The sequence below is a fragment of the Parasphingopyxis marina genome, assembly GCF_014237875.1.
GTDB lineage: Bacteria > Pseudomonadota > Alphaproteobacteria > Sphingomonadales > Sphingomonadaceae > Parasphingopyxis > Parasphingopyxis marina.
In genome coordinates, this window is the sequence record NZ_JACJVJ010000001.1 from 511,624 (window position 1) to 533,189 (window position 21,566).

Below are 21,566 nucleotides of genomic sequence, written 5' to 3' on the forward strand. Positions count from 1 at the left end.
ACGGGCGGGGCGGTTGCGCCGGGCCGCGGCTTGCTTCATGCGCCGGGCATTGGCTTTCGTCCCCCGGTTAACCGATTCGGATATCATGCGCCTCTCGATCCACGCCCTGCTCGACTACACGGTCCATGCCGAGGCCGATGTTCTGTTGCAGATCGAGGCCGCGCCCGACGGGCCCGCGCAGAATGTCATCGAGGGTCGGATGACGGTGTCGACCGGCTCGGAGCTTCATCCCTTTCACGCCGGGGAAGGCTATGGCCGCCGCACCTGGACGCGCGGCGCCGGGCATTTCCGCGCCGATTATCACGCGACCGTCGAGGTCGAGCGGACGCCGCCCGATATCGCCGGCCTGCCGCAACATGCCTATCACGAGCTGCCCCCCGAGACGGTGCCCTTCATCTGGCCCAGTCGCTATTGCCAGTCCGACCGGTTCGAGAGCTTCGTCGCCAAGGTGTTCGGCGACAAGATGGGCGGCGACAAGATCCTCGCCATGGCCGACTGGATCGAAAGACAGCTCGACTATGTTCCCGGCGCCAGCACCGCCGCGACGAGCGCCGTCGATACCTTCATCTCGCGCGACGGCATCTGCCGCGATTATGCGCACCTGCTGATTTCCTTCTCCCGGGCGGCGGGCATCCCGGCGCGGATGATGTCGGCCTATGCCTGGAATTTGCAGCCCCAGGATTTCCACGCGGTCGTCGAAGTATGGCTGGGCGGCAGCTGGCATATCGTCGACCCGAGCCGCCTCGCGCCCGTCGAAGGCCTGGTGCCGATCATCGTCGGCCGCGACGCGACCGATATCGCCTTCATGACGATCTTCGGCCGGGCGGACCTCAACGAGCAGCAGGTGACGGTAGAGCGGATCGACTGACGATATCGACAATTCCCGTGCGGCTGGGCTAACCGGCGATCATGCTGCGCCTTCTCCTCCTCCTCATCCTGCTCGTCATCGCGGCGGGCGCGGTCATGGCGTTCACCGCCGACCGGCTGATGCTGTTCAACTGGATGGTGCCCAAGGATGCCGGGTCGGAGCAGGTGGCGCGCGACATCGCCTATGGCCGGGACGCGCGCCAGCGGCTCGATATCTATGCCCCGCAAGGGGTGGATGCCGATGCCGCGCTTCCGGTCATCGTCTTCCTGCATGGCGGCGGCTGGCGGAGCGGCGACAAGGCCGGTTATGCCTTTGCCGGGCGCGCCTTTGCGGCGCGGGGCTTCGTCACCGTGGTCGCCAATTACCGGCTCGCGCCCGATCATCCCTTTCCCGATTTCGTCGAGGATGCCGCCGCGGCCGTGCTCTGGACGGAAGCGAATATCCGCGCGCGCGGCGGCGATCCGGGGCGGCTCGTGCTCGTCGGCCATAGCGCGGGCGCGCATATCGCCGGGCTGCTCGCGATGGACGGGCGCTGGCTCGGCGAAGCCGGCCACCGTGCGATCGCGGGCTGGGTCGGCATGGCCGGGCCCTATGATTTCCTTCCGCTCGATACGCCCGCGACGCGCGGCGCGTTCGGCAATGCGACCGATCTGGCCGCGACCCAGCCGATCAACTTCGCCGATGCCGGCGATCCCCCCGCGCTCCTCCTCCATGGCGATGCCGACGAGACGGTGCGGCCCTTTCATTCCGAGCGTCTTGCCGCGCGGCTGGAAGCGGCGGGGGTGCCGGTGACGCTGCGCAGCTATGCCGGTATCGGCCATATCCGGATCATGACCGCGCTGTCCCGCTGGACCCGGGGTTCGGCGCCCTCGCTCGACGATATCACGGCCTTCGTGCGGTCACTGTAAATTTGTCAGAACGTTGCTTGCGCAACGTCGCCGCGCCAGCCCGCCCTCCAATCCCGACAAATGGCTTCGACGAAGCGCTGCGAACCGTCGCTTTCCGCCGCCTGACCGCCGCCTTGATCGACGCCGGGATGCCGTTCGTCGATTGGACGCTCCGCTGGCCGCGATTGTCGATCCGCGCGCGAACAACTGTCATCTTCGGCTTATAAATGGCCCCAGACGGCAAGACCGGGAAACCCGGCAGCCGCCCGTCAAAGGATCTTTCGGGATGGTCCCGAAGGGCCAAGGTTCAGGAGTTTGAAACGATGAAGAAATTTGCTTTCGCTGTCGCCGCCATCGGTATGGCCGGTGCCACCACGGCGTTCACCGCCGCCCCGGCTTTCGCGGGAACCGAAACCGGAGAAACTCAGAGCGTCGCGATCAACACCGGCATCTATAATGTCGGTTCGGCCGCCGGCTATCGCGAACTTTCGCAGCGGATCGATCGCGCCGCCCGCCAGGTGTGCGGTACGGTCAGCCCGCAGCGCCTCGCCGAAGCGCCGGCGATCCGTGCGTGCCAGGAAGATGCCCGCGCCTCGGCGATGCGGCAGCTCAGCCAGATCGCCGAAGCCCCCGCGGCGGACGGTGTGATCGCCACCCGCTAGGCGCAACCCAATTGCTCCCAGGGCCCTCCAGCCCCTATCAAGGGCCCAGGCAATGCCCCCGGACGGGAAACCGTCCGGGGGTTCTTTGTTTCGGCGAGAAAAATCGTCTTTTTCGAGCATCTTGCCCGCACGGCCATATTCAGGATTATGCGATCTATATCAGCGATCTGGCCAATAGCGGCGACTTCAACCTGATGCTGGTCACGACCTTTGCCAACACCGCCGATCTGGCGCCCAACCAGGCGCGTTACCAGGCGTTCATGCGCGAATGGGGCGCGGCGAACGAGGCCGCCGGCGAGGAAATCGCCACGACCGTGTATCCGAATATCCGGAATATCACCGGCGACTATCTGATGCGCGAACCGACCATCAATCCCGAATAACGCCAATTGGGGGCGGGAGCGCCGCGCCCTGCCGCGCTCTCGCCCCCAAGCCGGGCGTTACTTGCCGGCGATCTGCTTGACCTTTTTCAGGTAGGTCCGCCCGATCCGCACTTCGGAAGCATCGGCCATTTCGGCATACCAGCCGCCCTGGCCGTCATGGCGCAGCTTGGCGATGCGCTCGCGGTTGAGGATCGCCGAACGGTGGACGCGGATGAAGCGTGCGGGATCGAGCCGGTCCTCCAGGTTGCTGATCGTCTGGTGGAGCAGATAGCTGCGCTCGCCGATATGGAGGCGCATATAATCGCGTTCGGCCTCGATCCGATCGATATCCTCGGCCGCGACGCGGATCACTTCGGAACGGTGCGGCACCCAGAATTCCTCGGTCCAGGGCGTGGATTCCTCGGCCTCTTCGGCCTTTTCGCGGATCTGCTCGGTAACCCGCGTCAGCGCCTTTTCGAGCCGCTCCTGCGCGACGGGCTTGAGGAGATAATCGACCGCGGCGACGTCGAACGCCTCGACCGCGAACTGGTCGAACGCGGTGACGAAGATGATCGCGGGTTTCAGCGTCGCATGTTCGAGCGCGCGGGCGACCTCCATCCCGTCCATGCCGGGCATCGCGATGTCGAGCAGCAGCAGCTCGGGCTGCAGCGCTTCGACGAGGCGCAGCGCGCTCTCGCCGTCCTGCGCCGTGCCGATCAGGTCCAGCCCCTCGGTGCGCGCGCACAATATCTGCATGCGTTCGATCGCGAGCGGCTCGTCGTCGACGAGCAGGGTGCGCAAGGGTTTCGTATCGGCCATGACGAGCGTGTCCTGCATCAGCAACTTTCCCTGTTGATAGGCATTTCGAGGCGTACCGCAAATCCGCCTTCGGGGCGCGGACCCCAGGTGGCCGAGGAATCCTCGCCATACCGGGCTTCCAGACGGTCGCGGACATTGCCGAGGCCCACGCCGGTGCCGTGCGGCCCGTCCGCCGGCATCGGATCGCCATCGTCGGCGATGGTGATGATGAGCTTGCCCTCGGCCTCTTTTGCCCGGATCGCGATTGTCACCGGCCGGCGGACGCGCGAAACACCGTATTTCAGCGCGTTTTCGACGATCGGCTGGAGGATCAGCGCCGGCACGCAGCAGCCGTTGAGTTCCTTGGGGACCTCGATCTCGACCTTCAGCCGTTCGGGGAAACGCACCGCCTCGATATCGAGATAGAGCTGCTGCAGGCGGATTTCCTCTTCCAGCGAGACATCGTCGGCGGGTTCCGCGGTCAGGCTGGTGCGGTAGAAGGTCGAAAGGTTGAGGATCATCTGCTCGGCCTCGTCGCGCCGGTCGCGCATGACGAGCGAGGAGAGGACGTTCAAGGTATTGAACAGGAAATGCGGATTGACCTGGTAGCGCAGCGCGCGGAGCTGCGCGGTTTGCGCCTCCTGCGCGAAGATCGCGGCGCGGCGTTCGGCACGGCGCACGATCTGGGCGTAGCCGAGCGCCATGTAGAGCAGCGACCAGGCGATCACGACGAAATAGCGCGACATCACCTGTTCGACGAAGATCCGGTATTGGGCATAGGGATCCATCTCCAGCATCTGCTGCATCTGCTGGCGCTCGACCTCCCATTCCTCGCCCGAGAACAGGTTCATCGGATCGGCGACCTCGAAGATCAGCGCATTGAAGGCGGCGATCGCGGCGGCCACGGGCAGCGCCGAGGCAAAGGCGATCGGAATCCGCCACCGCAGCGGCCGGTCGGCAAAGCGTTCGAGGAACAGGAACAGCAAATAGGTGAGGAAGATCGCGAACAGCGTCACGACCACGCGATAGGCGAGCATGCCCAGCTGGCCCTCCCAGCCGAACACCGCGGCTCGGATGGTGATCACGGTAAAGTAGAAGGCCCAGAAGCCGACGATCGAGATCATCCCGATCTGCCGGTCCACATTGACGCTTCTCACCGATTCGGGATGCGCATTGTCCATAGGGCCTTCTAACCACATCGGACCGAATCGTCGCCTAACCGCCGCGCTGCCAGTCGAACGCGCGCGGCTTTTTGTCGATGGGACATGCCGTTCGCGTTTCGAGCGGCATTTTCGGGCGTTTTCAAGCCGGTGGCGGCCTGTCCTTGCGCAGCGCGACGAACAGCCCCGCGATCATCGCGACGAGAACGACGGAAAAGGGCAGCGCGGCGGCGATGGCAATCGCCTGCAGCGCGCCGAGCCCGCCCGCGAGCAGCAGCGCCGCGGCGACCGCGCCGATGGCGATGCCCCATTGCACGCGTTCGGCCAGCGGCGGATCGGTATCGCCGCCCGCCTGCAGCGTGGTGACGACCAGCGTGCCGGAATCCGCGCTCGTCACGAAGAACAGGGCGACCAGGATCGTGGCGATGGCGGCGACCGCGGTAGCGATGGAGCCGGGCTGTACCGCCTCGATCATCGTATAGAGCGAGAGCCCCGGCGATTGCTGGGCGAGCGCGATGATGTCCGGTTCGGCGCGCGCGACCGAAAAGGCCGCGCCGCCCATGATCGAAAGCCAGACAAAGGTGACGACGGTCGGGATCAGCAGCACGCCGCAGACGAATTCGCGGATCGTGCGCCCGCGCGAAATCCGCGCGATGAACAGGCCGACGAACGGCGTCCAGCTGATCCACCAGCCCCAGTAGAAGGTCGTCCAGGCCGCGGACCAGCCGCTATTGTCCGCCGCCGTGGCCAGGGTGAGCGAGGGCAGGCTCCACAGATAGTCGCCGATGCGCAGGGTCAGGTTGCGCAAGATCGGCTCCAGCGGCGCGAACGCCAATGTCACGGCTAGGATCAGCGCGGCGAGCCAGATATTGGTGAGCGAGAGGATCTTGATGCCGCGCTTGAGGCCCGAAGCGACCGAGAAGACGGCGACGGCGGTGATCCCGGCGACGATCAGCAGCCGGTGGGTGATGCTGATCTCGAAGCCGAACAATTGTTCGAGCCCGGCATTGATCTGCGCCGCGCCGAAGCCGAGCGAGGTCGCGACGCCGAAGACGGTGGCGACGATGGCGACCACGTCGATCGCCTTGCCGGGCAGCCGGTCGACCGCATCGCCGATCAGCGGGCGCAGCGCGGAACGGATCGTCAGCGCCTCGTTCTTGCGGAACGAGAAATAGGCGAAGATCAGCCCGGCTATCGCATAGAGGCCCCAGGCGTGCAGGCCCCAATGGAAATAGGTGATCCGCATCGCCATGCGCGCATGTTCGACATCGTTGGTATTTTCGGACCAGCTTCCGATAAACGGATTGCCCGCATAATGGGTCAGCGGTTCGGCGACCGACCAGAAGACGAGGCCGATCCCCATGCCCGCGGCGAACAGCATTGCCGACCAGGCGAGCCAGGAAAATTCCGGCCGCTCCATGTCGCCGCCCAGCCTGATCTTCCCCCATTTGCCGAACAGCAAGGCGATACAGGACAAAAGGCACAGCGTGACGACGAAGCTGTAGAACCAGCCCGCGGTCTGCGAAATCCAGTCGCGGAACAGCGCGAACCAGTCGTTCGCCATGGTCGGGAAAAGCACGGTAAAGGCGACGAACAGCGCAACCGTATATTTCGCGCCGCCGGAAACGCCCCGGATATCGTCCCTGTGCAGGATCGCGGCGCCGGCGACCGGGCTCTTGTCGGGCATGTCGTCCATCGGCCGCCTGTCCTTCCGGGCTATTGCCCTTTTCGGAAATGCAGGATGCCCCAGGCGAGCAGCCCCTTGTCCGCGCCCTCGACCCAGTGGGAAAGCCCCTCCAGCATCCGGTCGACAAAGGCATCGTTCGCGGCGAGTTCGCTGCGGCGGGCGTCCAGCTCTTCGGCGACGCGCGCATAATGGTTGCGAAGCTCGTGGGTCAGTATCTCGACATCGACCTCGCTGAGGCCGCGATCGAGAAGTTCGTCCCGGTAAAAGCCGACACTGGCGAGATCGGGCAGATGGATGCGGTCGTAGATCGGGCGCAGCGCCGAGGGATCGTCCAGCCGGTCGGCCTGCATCGGATCGGTGAAGATCAGTTCGCCGCCCGGGGCGAGCACGCGGGCAATCTCGTCGAGCACGGCGCGCCGGTCCGGCGCGTGCAGGATCGCGTCCTGGCTCCAGGCGATATCGAACTGGATCTCGTCGAACGGCATCGCGTCGAACGATCCGTCGATGATCGCGATCCGGTCTCCCAGCCCCGCCTCGCGGGTCAGCTGCCGGTTGCGTTCATTCTCGACCCGCGAAAGGTTGAGGCAGGTGACGCGGGCGCCATATTCGCGCGCCAGCACACGCGCCGCGCCGCCGAAACCGGCGCCGAGATCCAGCACATGCTTGCCCTCGATGCTGCCGAGATGCTTCGCCATGCGATCGACGGTTGCCCGGCTCGCCTCGCGGATATCGCGGCTTTCCTCGTAGATTCCGACATGGATATCCTCGCCGCCCCAGATGGTGGCGTAGAAATTGTCGGCTTCCTCGCTGTCATAATAGTCGCGTGCGGTGGCAACGCCCGCGCTGATCGCCTCAGTCACCGGCATAGCTCTTCTCCGCGACATGGATGAAGAAATCGGGGTCCTTTTCCTCGCCCTCTTCCTGGAAATCGCCATAGCTGTGGAATTGCTGGAAACCGACATCGCGCAGCAATCCGCGGACATAATCCTTGCGCAGCGGAAACATGTTGAGATTGTGCTTGGAACCGTCCGGGAAGGTATATTCGAACCGCGCCAGCCCTTCGTCGATATGGACGGGCTCGGCGGTCACCTTGTCGCCGCAATAATAATATTTGTGCTTCGAGCTGAATCCGTCGTCGAGGATCTTGTCGTAATTGCGCTGGTCCAGGATCAGGATCCCGTCATGTTTCAGCGCGGCATAGAATTCGGCGAGCGCGCGGCGGCGGTCATTCTCGTCGAACAGATGGGTGAAGCTGTTGCCCAGGCAGATGATCGCGTCGAACTTGCCGTGCACGTCCCGGTTGAGCCAGCGCCAGTCGGCGTGGACGGTCTTGATGACGACATTGTGATCGCGGCCATTCTCGAATGCCTTGCCCAGCATTTCCGCGGAGCCATCGGCCGATGTCACGTCGAAGCCGGCTTTCAGCAGCTGGATCGAGTGGAAGCCGGTGCCGGTCGAAACATCGAGTATGGTCTGCTTGCCGCGCGCCTTCAGCACATCGATGAAGAAGCGGCCTTCGCTCTTCGCGCGCTGCTCCCAGTCGATGAGCTCGTCCCATTTTTCGACAAAGCCGCGGACATATTCCTCGACATATTTATCGGTTTCGCGGACCTCGGTCGGATTGTCGCCATAGTCCTGCTGGTCGTCGGGCGCAAAGATCGTGCGCTCGGAATCGGCCATATTGTCCCCCGTTCGGGTTGAGTCTGTTATTTACGGCGCAAAAGCGCAACCGAAACGCGCGCTACAAGGCCGCGGCGCCGAACATATCGGGCACGGCCATCGCCAAGAGTGCGCCCATCCTAAAGATCGACGGGGCTATGACAACCACCCTTATAACTCTTTTTTGCCGGTCGCCGCGAAAGCGCCGGCGCGAAGGGAACGAAGCGACGGTCCGGAGGGTTGAGACCAAGGAGGAGAAACATGATGACCGATACCATTCCAGCCGGCGGTGCGGGCAAGGACCGCGAAGACGAGGAACTCGACGAGGGACTCGATGAAAGTTTTCCGGCGTCCGATCCGCCCGCCAATACCCAGCCCGGCCATGAACAGCCGCGGCCCGAACCGAAAGACGCGAAGGACTAGCTGCTTCGGCCCCTGATTATCGCTTTCGTGCAACATGTGGGCCGCAATCCACATGATATTGCGATTTGGCCTTGATGCAGTGCAGCATTGTCGATTCTAATGGTGGCGGGCCTCGATGGTTAACGCACCGTCAACCTGTTGCGTGCCATAATCGGCCCTCGGATCAACAGCGAACCGGAGGGTTCGATGGCCAAGGCAAATTCTCCCAAGGACGGCTCGCTGGCGCTTGCCGAAATGAAGGAATTTGGCTCTTTCGAAGCCGCGACCCAGCGCTATGTCCGCCGCTCTCTCGATGTCGGTCTCGATCGCCGCGACGCCGTCCGCCGCTGGTCGCGCGACGTCGTCGAGGCCGCCAGTATCCGCGCGCAAAAGGCGGTGTACCGCCGGCTCGAGGAAATCCGCGAAAATGTGCCGGACGATAGCGGGCTCGACGCCGTCGAACCCTTTTTCGCACCGCTCATCACCATTTCGGCTTTCGATCTGGGGCAGGACAGGCTGCCGAGTTTCGCCGCCTATCGCTTCCTCTACGAACGGTTGCTCGGCCCCTATGTGCGGCCCTGGCTGCCCGGCGCCTTTTGCGCCGCCGCCGCGCTGCCCCATATCCATCCCGAACGCCGGCGCGAACTGCTCCAGTCGATCAGCGAAGCCGCCGCGACCGCGCCGGGCTGGTCCAACCGCGCGCCCTGTTTCTACCCGGACTGGGTGGAAAAAGTGCCCGAAGGCGCGCTTCCCAACTAGGGCGCCCCGGCCGCGCGCGATGGCGCTTTTCGCTTTGCCGCTTTTTCGCTATGCTCCCGCCTGCAACGCTCGGGAGAAACGCAATGAACGCTTTCGTGAAATTCGGCGCGGCCGCGCTCGTTTTCGCCGCCGCGGCGCCCGCTTCGGCCGGATCGGTTGCCGCCTGTCTCGGCCATAGCCAGGATCGCAACGGCGTCACCAGCTTCGAAGGCTATACGGTGGCGGTGTCCGATGCCATTGATGTCGATGCGGCGGTACTCCGCCGGGAAGCCGAAACCGGCTTTGCGGAACGCTATGGCGATCCCGGGCGAGTGATCTGCGAAGCCCATTCGGGCAGCGGCCATTATGTCGTTGTCGGTGGGGGGATCGAGGTGAACGGCGCAGTCCGCAACCTGATCGGTTTCGGTTTTGGTCCCACGCGCTCGGCCGCGCTCGCCAATAGCGACAACCGTCTCAACAATGTCCACGAATATAATGTCTTCCGGCATAGCGGCGGCCGCCTGACGGTGATCGAAGAAGGCGAAATCGGCGGATAACCCCCAAGCGGGCGGCCGGTTCGCACCCAAGTCAAAGGAAACCGGCATGTCCGCGCAGCAACTGGCGACCCGCGCTGTCGTAAAGCCCTGGGGCCGGCGCGTGCCGGGTCTCGGCTTCGACGATCCGGCGCCCGGCGGCCAGCCGGTCGGCGAGATCTGGTTCGAGGCGCCCGGGACGAGCGGGCCGGAGGCCGATCTTCTCGTCAAATATCTCTTCACCAGCGAAAAGCTCTCGGTGCAGGTCCATCCGGGCGATGCGGCGGCGCAGGCGCGCGGCCATGCCCGCGGCAAGGAGGAGTGCTGGCTGGTGCTCGATGCCGAACCCGGCGCGCGGATCGGCATCGGCCTTGTCGCCGCGACCGCGCCGGAACGGCTGCGCGCGGCGGCGCTCGACGGTTCGGTCGAGGCGCTGCTCGACTGGAAGGATGTGGCGGCCGGCGATTTCTTCTACCTGCCCGCCGGCACGATCCATGCGATCGGCGCAGGCGTGACGCTGCTCGAGGTGCAGCAGAACAGCGACATCACCTATCGGCTTTTCGATTATGGCCGGCCGCGCGAACTCCATCTCGAAGAGGCGGTCGCGGTGGCCGATGCGGCGCCCTGGCAGCCCCTGGCGGCGCCGGGCATGGTCGACGAGGGGCGGGAAATCCTGGCGGCCGGGCGCGCGCTCGTCCTCGAACGCTTTGCCGAGGGGGCGAGCGGCACGCTGGCGCCCGATCCCGGCCGTCCGGTCTGGATCGTCCCGCTTTCGGGCGAGGGAAGCATCGATGGCGCGCCGCTCGCGCCCGGTACGGTCTGGCTGGCGGACGGCGAAACGGCGCTGGATTTCGCCGGAGATCTGGTGATTGCCTATCCGGGCGCCCGCCCGCTGGCCGCGTCTATCGTCCCGCCGGGCCCCTGAAAATCATTCCTGAACGATAATCGCGCGCGCCCGTTCACGGGCCTCGTCGAGCGCGCCCGAAACATCGGCTTCGGTCAGTGCATCGACCAGTGGAGCGCCGTCGGAGGCGATCGCGATTCCCCGGGCCGGCTCGGGGCGTAGGCCGGCCGCGACCAGCGCACGGAAGCGTTCGGCGACGCGCCGGGGATGCATCCGCCGGGAAATCATCGCCGGCCGGGCATTGCCGCACAGGAAATCGCCGACATGGCCATGCTGTTCGTACCAGCCGGCCGTGTGGCGCAGCCAGGGCGGCAGCAGCGCATCGCCCGGTTCGCGCTCCATCCTGCGCCAGTCGAAACCGAGATCGCACTCGCCTTCATAGGTCAGCGCGACCGGCCCTTCGGCCGTCCACAGGGTCGCCCTGTTTTCCCAATCGACCGTCGCGACCCAGGGCAGGGTGACGATCAGCACCGCCTCTTCATCGCCGGTGACGAGGAAGCTGCGCGTTTCGACATGGGCGGCGCCGGGCCCGGCGGCCAGCAGCGCCAGCGCGCAAAAGGCGGCGATCCGCATCAAAGGCCGAGCAGCGCCATGCGAACCTGGGCCTGCAGCGCCTGCGGCACGGCCGAGGCGATCAGCGGTTCGGCCGTGCGCAGGTCGCGGATCGCGAGGCTGCGTGCCAGCCCGTCGTCGATGCCGAGCGCGCGCAGCGCGGCATAGGCCCCGGCCGCCTGGCGCGGGGTGCCGGCGATCGCCACCTGGGCCTGTTCGAGCCGGGACTGGCGCGTGCCGCAGACGAACGCGACGATCGCCTCGTCGCCGCCGCCCGCCGCCCGGTCGAAGCCGAAGGACGGCGCCGTTCCGTTTTCGAGATAAGGGAGCGCTTCCTCGCCGGGGCCGGTCGCTGCGGTCAAGGTGCCGCTGACGACGCCGGCCGCACAATCGGCGGTGGCGCGCATCCGCGCGGTGCCCTGCAGGGCGCCGTCCTGGAAATAGAAGAAGCTGAGCGGCCAGACGCCGGAATCGACAAGCGTTTCCTCGATCGAAACGAAGGCCGATCCGGCGGGGTCGGCATAGACGAGATAGGTGCCGCGCGGGGTCGCCTCTTCAGCGTCCTGGGCGGCCGCGGGGGCTGCGAGCAGCAGCAGAAACAGGGGCAGGAAACGGGTCATTGCTACGCTATCCTCAAGTTCGGCTTAATCGCGGCTGTATCAGCCGCGTGTCGCCCGGGTCAGCTTTTCGGCGGTCACCGGATAGCCGGCATCGTCCGGGATGCAGAGATATTTGTCGCCGTCGCGTTCCTCGATCCAGGGCGTGATCATGTCCACCGCGAAAGCCTCGGCATGGCTGCGGGCCGCTTCGAAACTCTCCCATAGCGCCAGCCGTTCCAGGTTGCGCAGGGTGGGGAAGATCACCGAGCATTTGCCGTTCGCGGCATCGTCGATCACATGCTGGGCGGCGGCCCAGCGGCTGGCCACGCTTTCGCTGCCATCGGCGGTATCGTCGGCGAGTTCCGGCGCGCGGGCGACGAAGAACCAGGTGTCGAAGCTACGCTCCTGCCGGAAATTGGGCTTCCAGCGGGACCAGGGCGTCAGGTACGACAGATCGAGCCGCCAGCCGCCGGTCGCCAGCATCGCGCCGAAATCGGCTTCCTCGTGCAGGGCCTCGCGCAATTGTTCGACGGCGACGGGATCGGGCAGCGGATCGAAGGCCACGGCGACGCCGGTCTCCTCCAGCGTCTCGCGGATCGCGGCGACCCGCGCCGCGCTTTCCAGCGCATCGCCCGGCGCACCGCGCACCACCGCGTGATTTTCGGCCAGCGCATGATCGCCGGGATCGATCCGCCCGCCGGGAAACACCATCGCGCCGCCTGCGAATGCCATCTTCCGCGCGCGCTGAACGAGCAGCAGTTCGGGCGCCGCCGTCGGCCGGTCGCGCATCAGGATCAGCGTTGCCGCCGGAATGCCGGGATGGTTTTCGGGAAGCTCTTCCATCGTCCCTGTCTATACGCGCTGGCGCATCGGGCAAGGGCGCGCGCCCTTGCCGCGCGATGCGCGCCGTGTCAGCGTCTCCCGGTGGGCGCGGTCGAACTTGTCGCGCTGGCCGGATCGGTCAGCCTGCTCGCCGGATGGCGGCTCTATCTGTGCGTGTTCGCGACCGGCCTTGCGATGCGGGCGGGCTGGGTGGCGCTGCCCCGGCATCTCGAAAGCCTCGATATCCTCGCCAATCCCTGGGTGATCGGGGTCGCCGCCGTGGCGCTGCTGCTCGAATTTCTGGCCGACAAGATCGCGCTGCTCGACAGCGTGTGGGACGCGGTCCACACCCTGGTGCGGCCGGTGGGCGGGGCGCTGCTCGCACTCGCCATCGTCGATGCCAACGATCCCGCCTGGCAGGTCGTCGCGCTGCTGCTGGGCGGCGGCGGCGCGCTGGTCGGCCATGCCGCCAAGGCGAGCACCCGCGCGGCGGTCAACACCAGTCCGGAACCCTTCAGCAATGTCGTGGTGTCGACCGGGGAGGATGTCGCGACGGCGGGGCTGACCTTCGCCGCGCTCGCCAGCCCCGTGCTGGCGGTGATCGTGTTCGTCGTCGTGCTGGTCTTCAGCCTGGCGGTGCTGTGGATCGCCGGGCGGTTCCTCAAGCGCCTGTTCCGGCGAGAGGTGCCGCCGGGCTAGCGCGGCGGGAAGGGCGCGAAATTGTCGACAACGATCCGCCAGCCATCGCCTTGGCGCTGCCAGATCCGCAGATAGGCGGCGCGGCGCGTTTCCTCGCCCTCGCGCCAATCGGCATAGCCATAGGTCCAGCCCAGATCGCCTGCCGCCGAAACCCCGCCGCCCTCATAGTGGGCGGCAACCGGCTCGGGCCGCGCCGCCAGCGCGCCGGCGGCCGCCGTGCGGCCGATCGCCGTGTCGGCTTCCATCCCCATGACGCGCGCATCATCGGAAAGCATCTCCGCTATCGCCGCCCAGCCGTGGGCGAGGCTCGAATCGACATGCGTGTCGGCGGCCATCAGTTCGAGCATACCATCCGCCTCAGTGTTCGCGGGATTCGCCGACGGTCCGAGAAGCGCGACCTCGGGCGCGTCGAATGCGGCAGGCGTGCGGCTGCCCGGCGCGCCATGGTCGATCAGCCAGCGCCATTCGCCATCGGCCTGGCGCTGCCAGACGGTCAGATAGGTGCCGTGTCCGCCATCCGCCGTCTCATAAGGGCCGGTCGTGAAACCAAGATCGCCCGACAGCGCGGCCCCGGCAAAGGCCGGTTCCCATTGCAGGCTGCCTGCGCTGTCTGCATCGGGCCAGCTGGCGATAAATTCATGCGCGCCGAGAATGGCGAATGGCCGGAGCGCGATGCCGTCTTCGGCGGCGAAACGCGTGAAAGTCGTCTTCAGCGATTCGGACTGGCTGTCCGCAGCAAAGGCGCGCTCGGCAGCGATCACCTCCTCGACCGGCGCGGCGGCGGCCGGAGCCGCAATCAGCAGCGCGGCGAAGAACAGGATGGAACGGTGCATGGCTATCCCCTCGCCGCCCTGCCTTTCTCGCCGGGTGCTGTCCCGCAACCCGGCTTCGGCGGGCGCGCCGATTTTCTCGACCGGCGGCCCGCGATCAGAGCCGCGCGGCCTGGACGTGCATCCAGTCATAATTGCGTTCGCGGCCCAGGCTGATCCAGCCTTCGCTCTCCCAGATATCGAGAAAGGGCGCATAGTCCGGCCCGGCCATCCGTGCCTTGTCCCGCCCCCAGCGCAGGGGGTTATGTTCGGGATCGAAATCGATGGCGATGCCCCAGCTGTGCATCGAGAGCGCCTTGCCGCCGCGCATCGCCCGAATGTTGAGGCAGCCGGCGAACAGGTCGAGCCCGAGGCGGCGGATAGCGTCCTCGCCATAATGAGCACGGATGCCGGCAAAGGCGCGCGCGGCGCTTTCCCGCGCCTTTTCGTGGATCGCAAAGCGGCGGATGACCGTGCCCTTGTCCCAGGCGAGCCGCATCGGGAAGGGCAGGTCGAGCATCGCCTGGTGCGTGCCGGGTTCCCCGTAGAAACCGGGCACGTCCTTCTGGCGGGGAAAGACATCCGGCTGGTGGGCGATTTCGGCGGCCCGGGGCGTCAGGCCGCGCAGCCGGTCCTGCCAGCGTTCCCAGGCGATCCGGGTCTGGGGGCCGGCCAGTCCGTCTACCGGCCCGCTCTCGATTCCCGCCGCGGCCATGATCGCCTGTTCGATGGCGATCCGGCAGCGCGGATCGATCCAGGCTGCGATGTCGTGATGATCGCCGATCAGGGCGCAACGCGCCGCTCTGGCCGTCGCCTCTCCATAGGCGCCGTCGATTGCGCCCTTATAGGCGCCCTTCGCCGCCAGCGCGCGTTGCACGGTTCGGTCGTCAAGCATCGCCTTCTCCAGATATAACCAAATAGGTAAATATCTGTCTTAGAGCATATCCAACATTGCAAGGGCGCTTTTCGCGTCTTGCATCGCGGCGCGCATCTCGCGACAAGGCGGGCGAGGAGGAGGCGCATCATGACCGACAACGAGCTGGACCGATGGCGAAGCAGCATCGACAATATCGATACGGCGATCGTCTCGCTGCTGGCCGAACGGTTCAAGGTCACGCGCGAGGTCGGCAAATGGAAGGCCGCGAACAGGGTCACCGCGGTCGATGCCGATCGCGAACGCCGGCAGGTCGAGCGGCTCCGCGCGCTGGCTTCCGAAGCGGGCCTCGACCCCGATTTCCTCGAACGCTTCCTACGCCTGATTATCGACGAGGTCGTCTCCCATCACCGCGCCATCCGCGACGACGATTTCGAAACCCCTTCGCCTTTTTAACGGCGTTCCCTAGGCGCTCCCCATTCCCATCGGCCGGAGCGGCCAGCCGAGATTGCCGGAGACGATTGCCGCGACGAGGTTGCGGGCGGGCCAGAGCCCGGCGAAATAATGGACGAGCTGGTCGCGTATGAACGGGCGGAAGCTGTCGTCCGACTGGTAGAGCGGGGTGAAGAAGCGGCTCATCGCCTGGTAAAGCCGGATATGGCTGGCGCGCAGCCAGGCATAATGGGCGAGCGCATCGGCGATATCGGCGTGGCGCTCGAACGCGCCGCCGAGCCCGGCGGCATCGAGCAGCGCCATGTTCGCGCCCTGCCCCAGCTGCGGGCTCGTCGAATGCCAGGCGTCGCCGATATGGACGAGGCGGCCCTCCACGGGGCGGCGCACGGTGCGATGGGCATAATGCGCGAAGACCATGTCGCGCGTGTCGGCGATCTGTTCGACCAGCCTTTCGGTTTCCGGCCAGAGCGCGATCGTCTCGGCCTTCCACGCGTCGGTGCCCGCTTCGTGCAGCGCCTCGACCCGGTCGGCACGGACGCTCCAGAAAAAGGCCGCGCCCGCCCTGCCGCTCGCCGGGTTGGCGCCGATCGGCATGACGCCGGCCATTTCGCGCGCGCGGCGATAGCGCTGGTCGAGCGCGTCGGCCGGGAAGCTGCCGGTTTCGGGCCAGTCGAGCGTCGCCCAGAGCGCGCCATAGGCGAGGTCGCCGCCGCAGGGCGGCGTGAGCGGCGTGCGCGCGCCCAGCGCATCGACCAGGCAATCGAAGCGCGGCGAGGTCGCGCCGTCGGCGAAGCGGAAGCGGCCGTCTTCGGCGCCCGCCACCGTCCGCCCGGTCTCGATGGCGATGCCTTTGGCGCGAACCGCCTCGTAGAGCGTGCCGAAGAGCAGGCTGCGATGGACGCCGAACGCGCATTGATCGCCCTTGAGCGCGCTGTAGCGCATATCGAGCGCGCGCTTGCCCGACAGGACCGAGGTGCCTTTCAGGAAATCGATCCGCGCGCCCCGCTCGCGGATCGGCGCGGCGAGCCCGAGTTCGCCGAGCACAGCGAGCCCGGACGGCTGGACGAGCAGGCCCGATCCGACCGGCTGCGGTTCCTCGAACCGCTCGTAGAGCGTGACCTTGTGGCCGAGCCGGTGGAGGAACAAGGCTGCGGTCAGCCCGCCCGGCCCGCATCCGGCGATCGCGATATCGTGCCCCCCCATCGCGATCAGACCGCCGCCGGCAAGGTCAGCCGCACCAGCAATCCGCCCAGGTCCTCGCTCTCCTCGAGCGCGACCGCGCCGCCGTAAATCTCGGCGACATCCTTGACGATCGCGAGGCCGAGGCCGGTGCCCGGCTTGTTGGTGTCGAGCCGCGCGCCGCGGCCGAAGATCGCCGCGCGTTCTTCGGAAGGAATGCCCGGGCCGTCATCTTCGATCAGGATCGCGACCGCGCCTGTTTCGGGGTCGAGCGCGGGTTCGGCCGCCGGTTCCGGCTCCAGCTTCTCCACCGTCACGAACACGCGGCCGCCGCCATATTTGGCCGCATTCTCGATCAGGTTGCCGAGCATCTCGTCGAGATCCTGCCGCTCGACGCGCACGGCGGCATCCTTGGCCCCGGCAATATCGATGGTGACCTGCTCGTGCAGCAGTTCGACCGCGCGCTCGACCGATTCCAGCGCCGGCCAGACGGCGCTGCGCGATTGCCCGGCGCCCCGCCGCCCGACGGCGCGGGCGCGGGCGAGGTGATGATCGACCTGGCGGCGCATCGCTATCGTCTCGCGCAGCACGGTGGCGGGCAGGTCTTCGCTTCCGGCCTGCGCCTCGTTCTGGATCACGGTCAGCGGCGTTTTCAGCGCATGGGCGAGATTGCCGGCATGGCGGCGCGCTTCCTCGGCCTGGCGTTCATTATGGTCGAGCAAATTGTTGAGCTCGACGACCAGCGGTTCGATCTCGCGCGGCAACGTTTCTTCGACCCGCGATTTGCGCCCGGTACGGACATCGGCGATCGCCTCGCGCATCCGCCGCAGCGGCCACAGACCGAAGGTTGCCTGAAGGGCGGCCAGCACGATCAGGCCGAGGCCGAGCAGCGCGAAGGAGCGCGTCAGCGTGCGGCGCAGTTCGGCGATCTGTTCGTCGAGCACGGCGCGCGAGGAGGCGACCTGGAAGCGATAGGGGATATCGGTGCCCGGCAGGATTGCGTCGCGCTCCAGGATGCGCAGCGGCTCCTCGGCGAAGCTGTCATCGTCATAGCCGTGGATTTCATTGTCATTATGGTCTTCGCCGGCGGGCAGCGCCCGGTCCCAGAGCGAGCGCGAGCGAAAGGGTTCGCGGCCGCCGCCCGATACCTGCCAGTAAAAGCCCGAATAGGGTTCGAGGAAGCGTTGGTCGGCGGGTTCGCGGATGAAGCGGATATCGTCATTCTGGTCGAGCTCGGCCGAGACGATCATCGCGGAAAGCACATATTCGAGCCGGGAATCGAAATTGCGCGTAAAGGCCTGGGTCAGCACCCGATCCAGCCCGACGCCGCCGATCACCAGCAGCACGGCGATCCAGATCGACGCGATGCCGATCATGCGCCGGGTCAGCGATCCGCGGCTGTGCGGGCGCGGCGTCGCCGTACCCGGCGCTTCGCTGTCGGTGTCTTCGCTGGGAGGGGCGGCTGGTTGGTCCAAAGGGGCTCCCGTCCTTTACGGCGGGTTTATTCCGCCCGCCGTTCGCTCGGGTCTTCGAGGCTGTAGCCGAGGCCGCGGATCGTGGTGATGACGTCGGCGCCGAGCTTCTTGCGGATGCGCGTCACGAACACCTCGATGGTGTTCGAGTCGCGATCGAAATCCTGGTCGTAGATATGCTCGATCAGCTCGGTGCGGCTGACCACCTTGCCCTTGTGGTGCATCAGATAGCTGAGCAGCTTATATTCCTGCGCCGTCAGCTTCACCGGTTCGCCGTCCAGGCTGACTTTGCCCGATCGCGTATCGAGCCGGACATCGCCGGCGACCAGCTCGGAAGAGGCGTTGCCTGAGGCGCGGCGGATCAGCGCGCGCAGCCGGGCGATCAGTTCTTCGGTCTGGAACGGCTTGGCGAGATAATCGTCGGCCCCGGCGTCGAGCCCGGCGACTTTGTCTGACCAGCTGTCGCGCGCGGTAAGCACGAGCACGGGAACGACCATCCCTTCCTTGCGCCAGCGATCCAGCACGGTCAGCCCGTCAATCTCCGGCAGGCCGAGATCGAGCACGATCACGTCGTAGCTTTCGGTGGATCCGAGGAAATGCCCGTCCTCGCCATCGGTGGCGAGATCGACCGCATAGCCCGCGCCTTCGAGTGTGGCGCGGAGCTGCCGCCCCAGGGTCGGTTCGTCTTCGACTATCAGAACGCGCATATGGCTTTACCTATCGCTTCGGTCCCTGATGCGGCCGGAGCCGGCATCCACATCGACGCGGATGACCTGTCCGTTCCGCATGAACGTCATGCGATAGGTGTTGCTGCTCTCAAAATAAATAGGGTTGCCCAGATAGTCGGCGCCGCGCATCTGCGTGACGACACGCCGTTCGATCTGGCGGAGCGGCATTGCGCGCCCCTGCTGGCGGTTCTGGAACACCATGTCCTGCTCGCTGCGCTGCTGCGCATGGACCGGGGCGTAAACCGGGAGAGCCGCAGCGGTGGCCGCTGCGACTCCGATTCCCAAGACAAGGTTCCTAACCATCGACATGATCGCTGGCATAGCCGCGGGGCATTGAACAAGGAGTGAATGGGCGTTCGGGGCTTTGTTCAGCCTTGCTGTTGCGTCGATGCCGCACTTTCCGGGTCCGAAACGGTCTGCGCCTGCCCCGAAACGGCCCGGGCGGAAAGGATTTCCGGCTTTCTGAGGATCGCCGCCGAAATGAGCGCGACGATCAGCCCGATCGGGAAAATCTCGAGAAACGTCATCGGCAGCCGGAAAAGCGGGTTGCCGTAATTTTCCCGTAGCGCGTCCATCTCGGCGAGTTTCGCCGCCAGCGCCGCTCCCGTCAGCCCCTCGGCCCGCGCCGATTCGACGATCGCCGCGATGTAGCGGTCGATAAAGGCGTAATCGGTCGTGTAGAGATAGCTTTCCCAGACGAGCACATAAACCAGCGCCGCGATCGCCGCGATGCCGAGCCCAAGGCCGAAGGCGCGTCCGAAGCGGATAACGCCGCCCCGCTCGATATCGCGGTAGCGCTTGATGCCGATAAAGATCAGCGACAGCGCGATCAGCATGATCAGATAGCCGAACCATTCGGAGGCGAAGAAGCCCTGGCTGTCCGAGGCGACGATGCCCAGCAGCATGGCGGCGATGACGACGAGCCCGGAAAGCCCGCCATAGAGGAATGCATATCTGCCCATGATGCGAATCTCCTGTGTCAGTGGAGCCCCGAAACTATGGCGTGCGGTTCGCCGATCCTATCGCCCATAAGGGTGATCGGGGCCCGATCGTCCATAGAGATTATGGTATCAGCGCCAGGCTGCGCGCCTTGCGGATCGCCTGGGTCCGGCGCTCTACGCTGAGCTTTTCGAACAATCGCGCGACATGCGTTTTCACCGTGTTGGGCGAAATGCCGAGCGCGCGGGCGATTTCCTTGTTGGAAAGCCCGGCCGAGAGCTGGCTCAGCACCTCGCATTCGCGCGGCGAAATGCCGAGCGCGTCGAGCGCCGCCTCGTTGATCGCGAACGGCGGCGGCGCCGTCTTGCGGGTCAGCCGGTTGCCGGCCCACATGCCGAGCGCGGCAAAGCCGATGGCAATGAGGACGATATAGAGTTCGCCCGAAAAGGCGCGCGTGAGATATTTATATTCGATCCATTGCAGCGCGCTCGCGGCGAGGGCGAGGGCCAGTGCATAGATCAGCATCGTGCGAACCATGGGCGCAAGGCTGACAGATTTGCGCGCTGTTTTCCAGCGCCCGGAACAATGGGGCGCCCCGCGGGACCACAAACCGCGAGGCGCCCTTCGGCAGGCTCCGTTCCCGGGCGCGCTCTCGGGAGAGCAGGGAAAGTGTGGAGCCGGCCTTTACGCTGCCTCCCTTGCCAGAAGGCGGCGCAATCCGTGGAGGGGAGGTCTAGTCGCTTGCGCTGGCCTCTCCTCCGGTTCCGGTGCGGATCGTTTCGCGCGCTTCGGCGATCGCCGAGGCTTCGTCGCGGTCGCCCGAGACGATTTCGAGCGCGAGCCCGTACAGCGTGCCCGAGATAGTGTTGCCCATGCTCGGCTCCTCGGTCAGCGTGACGCCGTTATCCGCGGCGATCGCCTCGTCCCAGGCGGCGCGCACGGCAGCCCAATAGCCCTGCGTCGCGGCCCAATATTCATCGGCCGGCGCGGGGTTGTAATCCTCGGAATGCGCATAGGTGTTGAGCACCGTTTCCTGGACGAAGGGCACCACCTCGCCATCGACCAGGCCCTGCTTGATATTGTCCTGCCAGTGGATCCAGCCGGCGGGCGAAGGCGAATGGCGGTTGATCGAGAGATAGCGGTCATAGACCGGCTCGCGCACGGCGTCGCGCCGGGCCAGCGGCCGCAGGGTCCAGTTGGAGCGCCAGCGCGGCACGCCGCCTTCGTCCGTCCATTCGCCCCAGCCGCCATAGCGCGGGGAATCGTCGACCTGCCACACCGTCTGCGACCAGCGGCCGTGGCGCATCCGCTCGGGCACGGGGACGACGTCCCACCGGCCTTCGCCGACATAGGCGAGATAGGTTTCCGGCTCATAGGTCCAGTCCTGCCGCCAATGCTTGACGACGACCGGGCTTTCCTCGGTGCCGACGACGAGCAGGTGCTGCAGCACGATGTGGCGCCCGGTGTCCTCGATCACGCGGACGCTCTCGAAGCCGCCCGACATTTTGGGTTCGAGCGGCGTGTAATCGTTCCGCCAGCTCGTGGTTTCGCGCATGTCGAAGGTGACGCGGTAATTGCCGGCCATGGCGAGGATCGCGGCGCGATCGGCCTCGAAGCTCGCGGCCTCCTCGGCGGCCGTGCCCTGGGCGACGGGCCCGTCGGCATGGGCCGGGGCGAGCGGTGCCAGGCTCATCAGCGCGGCACCAAGCAGCAGGCGGGTCAAACGGGTTGTGGTCATTTTCAGTTCCTCTTTCCTCGGTTTGTTATGGTGGGAATCCGG

General features: G+C 66.2%; 28 protein-coding genes. 11 read left to right on the forward strand and 17 right to left on the reverse strand.

All coding sequences use genetic code 11. The annotated features are described in order from the left end of the window. Positions 1-85: 85 nt before the first annotated feature. The 5 genes from H6P80_RS02595 to H6P80_RS02615 all read left to right on the forward strand — a co-directional run bounded on the left by H6P80_RS02595 (position 86) and on the right by H6P80_RS02615 (position 2,800). Positions 86-868 carry a transglutaminase-like domain-containing protein gene (locus H6P80_RS02595; RefSeq protein ID WP_185800947.1) on the forward strand — a complete coding sequence of 261 codons (783 nt, stop codon included), beginning with the start codon at positions 86-88 and terminating at the stop codon, positions 866-868. Positions 869-909: 41 nt separating this feature from the next. Next, positions 910-1,776, forward strand: coding sequence for an alpha/beta hydrolase (locus H6P80_RS02600; RefSeq protein ID WP_185799782.1), 867 nt, complete (start codon positions 910-912; stop codon positions 1,774-1,776). Between the two features lie 17 nt (positions 1,777-1,793). Next, positions 1,794-1,982 (forward strand): hypothetical protein, encoded by a 189-nt coding sequence (locus tag H6P80_RS02605; protein WP_185799783.1) that lies wholly within the window; start codon positions 1,794-1,796, stop codon positions 1,980-1,982. Between the two features lie 96 nt (positions 1,983-2,078). Then, positions 2,079-2,417 carry a UrcA family protein gene (locus tag H6P80_RS02610; protein WP_185799784.1) on the forward strand — a complete coding sequence of 113 codons (339 nt, stop codon included), beginning with the start codon at positions 2,079-2,081 and terminating at the stop codon, positions 2,415-2,417. A gap of 194 nt (positions 2,418-2,611) precedes the next feature. Next, positions 2,612-2,800: a hypothetical protein gene (locus H6P80_RS02615; RefSeq protein ID WP_185799785.1), complete on the forward strand. Its 189-nt coding sequence runs from the start codon at positions 2,612-2,614 to the stop codon at positions 2,798-2,800. Between the two features lie 57 nt (positions 2,801-2,857). On the opposite strand, the gene H6P80_RS02620 is transcribed toward H6P80_RS02615, so the two are convergent. The 5 genes from H6P80_RS02620 to H6P80_RS02640 form a co-directional block, all read right to left on the reverse strand. Beyond that, positions 2,858-3,616 carry a LytR/AlgR family response regulator transcription factor gene (locus H6P80_RS02620; protein WP_235973695.1) on the reverse strand — a complete coding sequence of 253 codons (759 nt, stop codon included), beginning with the start codon at positions 3,614-3,616 and terminating at the stop codon, positions 2,858-2,860. Next, positions 3,616-4,758, reverse strand: a complete 1,143-nt coding sequence (locus H6P80_RS02625; RefSeq protein WP_185799786.1) for a sensor histidine kinase — start codon at positions 4,756-4,758, stop codon at positions 3,616-3,618. The genes H6P80_RS02620 and H6P80_RS02625 overlap by 1 nt, the downstream gene beginning before the upstream one ends. A 121-nt stretch (positions 4,759-4,879) precedes the next feature. Next, complete coding sequence (locus H6P80_RS02630) at positions 4,880-6,433, reverse strand: BCCT family transporter (protein ID WP_185799787.1); 1,554 nt, start codon at positions 6,431-6,433, stop codon at positions 4,880-4,882. Positions 6,434-6,453: 20 nt separating this feature from the next. Continuing rightward, a complete protein-coding gene (locus H6P80_RS02635; protein ID WP_185799788.1) occupies positions 6,454-7,284 on the reverse strand; it encodes a methyltransferase domain-containing protein in 831 nt (276 codons plus the stop codon). After that, a complete protein-coding gene (locus tag H6P80_RS02640) occupies positions 7,277-8,104 on the reverse strand; it encodes a glycine/sarcosine N-methyltransferase (protein ID WP_185799789.1) in 828 nt (275 codons plus the stop codon). Before H6P80_RS02640 ends, H6P80_RS02635 begins: the two co-directional genes overlap by 8 nt. 240 nt (positions 8,105-8,344) lie before the next feature. Here H6P80_RS02640 and H6P80_RS02645 point away from each other — a divergent pair, with 240 nt between their 5' ends. The 4 genes from H6P80_RS02645 (at position 8,345) to H6P80_RS02660 (ending at position 10,681) form a co-directional block, all read left to right on the forward strand. Continuing rightward, positions 8,345-8,506, forward strand: a complete 162-nt coding sequence (locus H6P80_RS02645) for a hypothetical protein (protein ID WP_185801033.1) — start codon at positions 8,345-8,347, stop codon at positions 8,504-8,506. A 186-nt stretch (positions 8,507-8,692) separates the two neighbouring features. After that, positions 8,693-9,244 carry a hypothetical protein gene (locus tag H6P80_RS02650; RefSeq protein ID WP_185799790.1) on the forward strand — a complete coding sequence of 184 codons (552 nt, stop codon included), beginning with the start codon at positions 8,693-8,695 and terminating at the stop codon, positions 9,242-9,244. Positions 9,245-9,327: 83 nt separating this feature from the next. Next, positions 9,328-9,780, forward strand: coding sequence for a hypothetical protein (locus tag H6P80_RS02655; protein WP_185799791.1), 453 nt, complete (start codon positions 9,328-9,330; stop codon positions 9,778-9,780). Positions 9,781-9,826: 46 nt separating this feature from the next. Then, positions 9,827-10,681 carry a class I mannose-6-phosphate isomerase gene (locus tag H6P80_RS02660; protein WP_185799792.1) on the forward strand — a complete coding sequence of 285 codons (855 nt, stop codon included), beginning with the start codon at positions 9,827-9,829 and terminating at the stop codon, positions 10,679-10,681. A gap of 3 nt (positions 10,682-10,684) precedes the next feature. On the opposite strand, the gene H6P80_RS02665 is transcribed toward H6P80_RS02660, so the two are convergent. Genes H6P80_RS02665 through H6P80_RS02675 form a run of 3 tightly spaced genes read right to left on the reverse strand, consistent with a single transcriptional unit; the run spans position 10,685 to position 12,654 of the window. Beyond that, on the reverse strand, positions 10,685-11,233 hold the full coding sequence (locus H6P80_RS02665; protein WP_185799793.1) for a hypothetical protein: 549 nt from the start codon (positions 11,231-11,233) through the stop codon (positions 10,685-10,687). Then, positions 11,233-11,832 (reverse strand): hypothetical protein, encoded by a 600-nt coding sequence (locus H6P80_RS02670; RefSeq protein ID WP_185799794.1) that lies wholly within the window; start codon positions 11,830-11,832, stop codon positions 11,233-11,235. Before H6P80_RS02670 ends, H6P80_RS02665 begins: the two co-directional genes overlap by 1 nt. A 39-nt stretch (positions 11,833-11,871) precedes the next feature. Beyond that, positions 11,872-12,654, reverse strand: a complete 783-nt coding sequence (locus tag H6P80_RS02675; protein ID WP_235973696.1) for an NUDIX hydrolase — start codon at positions 12,652-12,654, stop codon at positions 11,872-11,874. An 81-nt stretch (positions 12,655-12,735) separates the two neighbouring features. On the opposite strand from H6P80_RS02675, the gene H6P80_RS02680 reads away from it, so the two are divergent. Continuing rightward, positions 12,736-13,332, forward strand: coding sequence for a DUF4126 domain-containing protein (locus tag H6P80_RS02680; protein WP_185799795.1), 597 nt, complete (start codon positions 12,736-12,738; stop codon positions 13,330-13,332). On the opposite strand, the gene H6P80_RS02685 is transcribed toward H6P80_RS02680, so the two are convergent. Beyond that, positions 13,329-14,165 carry a nuclear transport factor 2 family protein gene (locus H6P80_RS02685; protein ID WP_185799796.1) on the reverse strand — a complete coding sequence of 279 codons (837 nt, stop codon included), beginning with the start codon at positions 14,163-14,165 and terminating at the stop codon, positions 13,329-13,331. The two genes, H6P80_RS02680 and H6P80_RS02685, sit on opposite strands and share 4 nt — an antisense overlap. Positions 14,166-14,259: 94 nt before the next feature. Beyond that, entirely contained in the window at positions 14,260-15,036 is a 777-nt protein-coding gene (locus tag H6P80_RS02690) for a M15 family metallopeptidase (protein ID WP_221892861.1), read from the reverse strand. Positions 15,037-15,165: 129 nt separating this feature from the next. Here H6P80_RS02690 and H6P80_RS02695 point away from each other — a divergent pair, with 129 nt between their 5' ends. Next, the gene (locus tag H6P80_RS02695) at positions 15,166-15,471 is read left to right on the forward strand and encodes a chorismate mutase (protein ID WP_185799797.1); all 306 of its coding nucleotides are present in this window, start codon (positions 15,166-15,168) and stop codon (positions 15,469-15,471) included. 9 nt (positions 15,472-15,480) lie between these two features. Here the strand turns inward: H6P80_RS02695 and H6P80_RS02700 are convergent, their stop codons facing one another. The 7 genes from H6P80_RS02700 to H6P80_RS02730 all read right to left on the reverse strand — a co-directional run bounded on the left by H6P80_RS02700 (position 15,481) and on the right by H6P80_RS02730 (position 21,524). Next, complete coding sequence (locus H6P80_RS02700) at positions 15,481-16,671, reverse strand: FAD-dependent oxidoreductase (protein ID WP_185799798.1); 1,191 nt, start codon at positions 16,669-16,671, stop codon at positions 15,481-15,483. Between the two features lie 5 nt (positions 16,672-16,676). Next, the gene (locus H6P80_RS02705) at positions 16,677-18,023 is read right to left on the reverse strand and encodes a sensor histidine kinase (RefSeq protein WP_185800951.1); all 1,347 of its coding nucleotides are present in this window, start codon (positions 18,021-18,023) and stop codon (positions 16,677-16,679) included. Between the two features lie 125 nt (positions 18,024-18,148). Further along, positions 18,149-18,826, reverse strand: a complete 678-nt coding sequence (locus H6P80_RS02710) for a response regulator (protein WP_185799799.1) — start codon at positions 18,824-18,826, stop codon at positions 18,149-18,151. Between the two features lie 6 nt (positions 18,827-18,832). After that, positions 18,833-19,132, reverse strand: a complete 300-nt coding sequence (locus H6P80_RS02715) for a hypothetical protein (RefSeq protein ID WP_221892862.1) — start codon at positions 19,130-19,132, stop codon at positions 18,833-18,835. Positions 19,133-19,215: 83 nt separating this feature from the next. Next, positions 19,216-19,809: a DUF4199 domain-containing protein gene (locus H6P80_RS02720; RefSeq protein ID WP_185799800.1), complete on the reverse strand. Its 594-nt coding sequence runs from the start codon at positions 19,807-19,809 to the stop codon at positions 19,216-19,218. A 100-nt stretch (positions 19,810-19,909) separates the two neighbouring features. Beyond that, a complete protein-coding gene (locus H6P80_RS02725; protein WP_185799801.1) occupies positions 19,910-20,323 on the reverse strand; it encodes a response regulator transcription factor in 414 nt (137 codons plus the stop codon). Between the two features lie 196 nt (positions 20,324-20,519). Beyond that, positions 20,520-21,524, reverse strand: a complete 1,005-nt coding sequence (locus H6P80_RS02730; protein ID WP_185799802.1) for a DUF6607 family protein — start codon at positions 21,522-21,524, stop codon at positions 20,520-20,522. Positions 21,525-21,566: the final 42 nt, after the last annotated feature.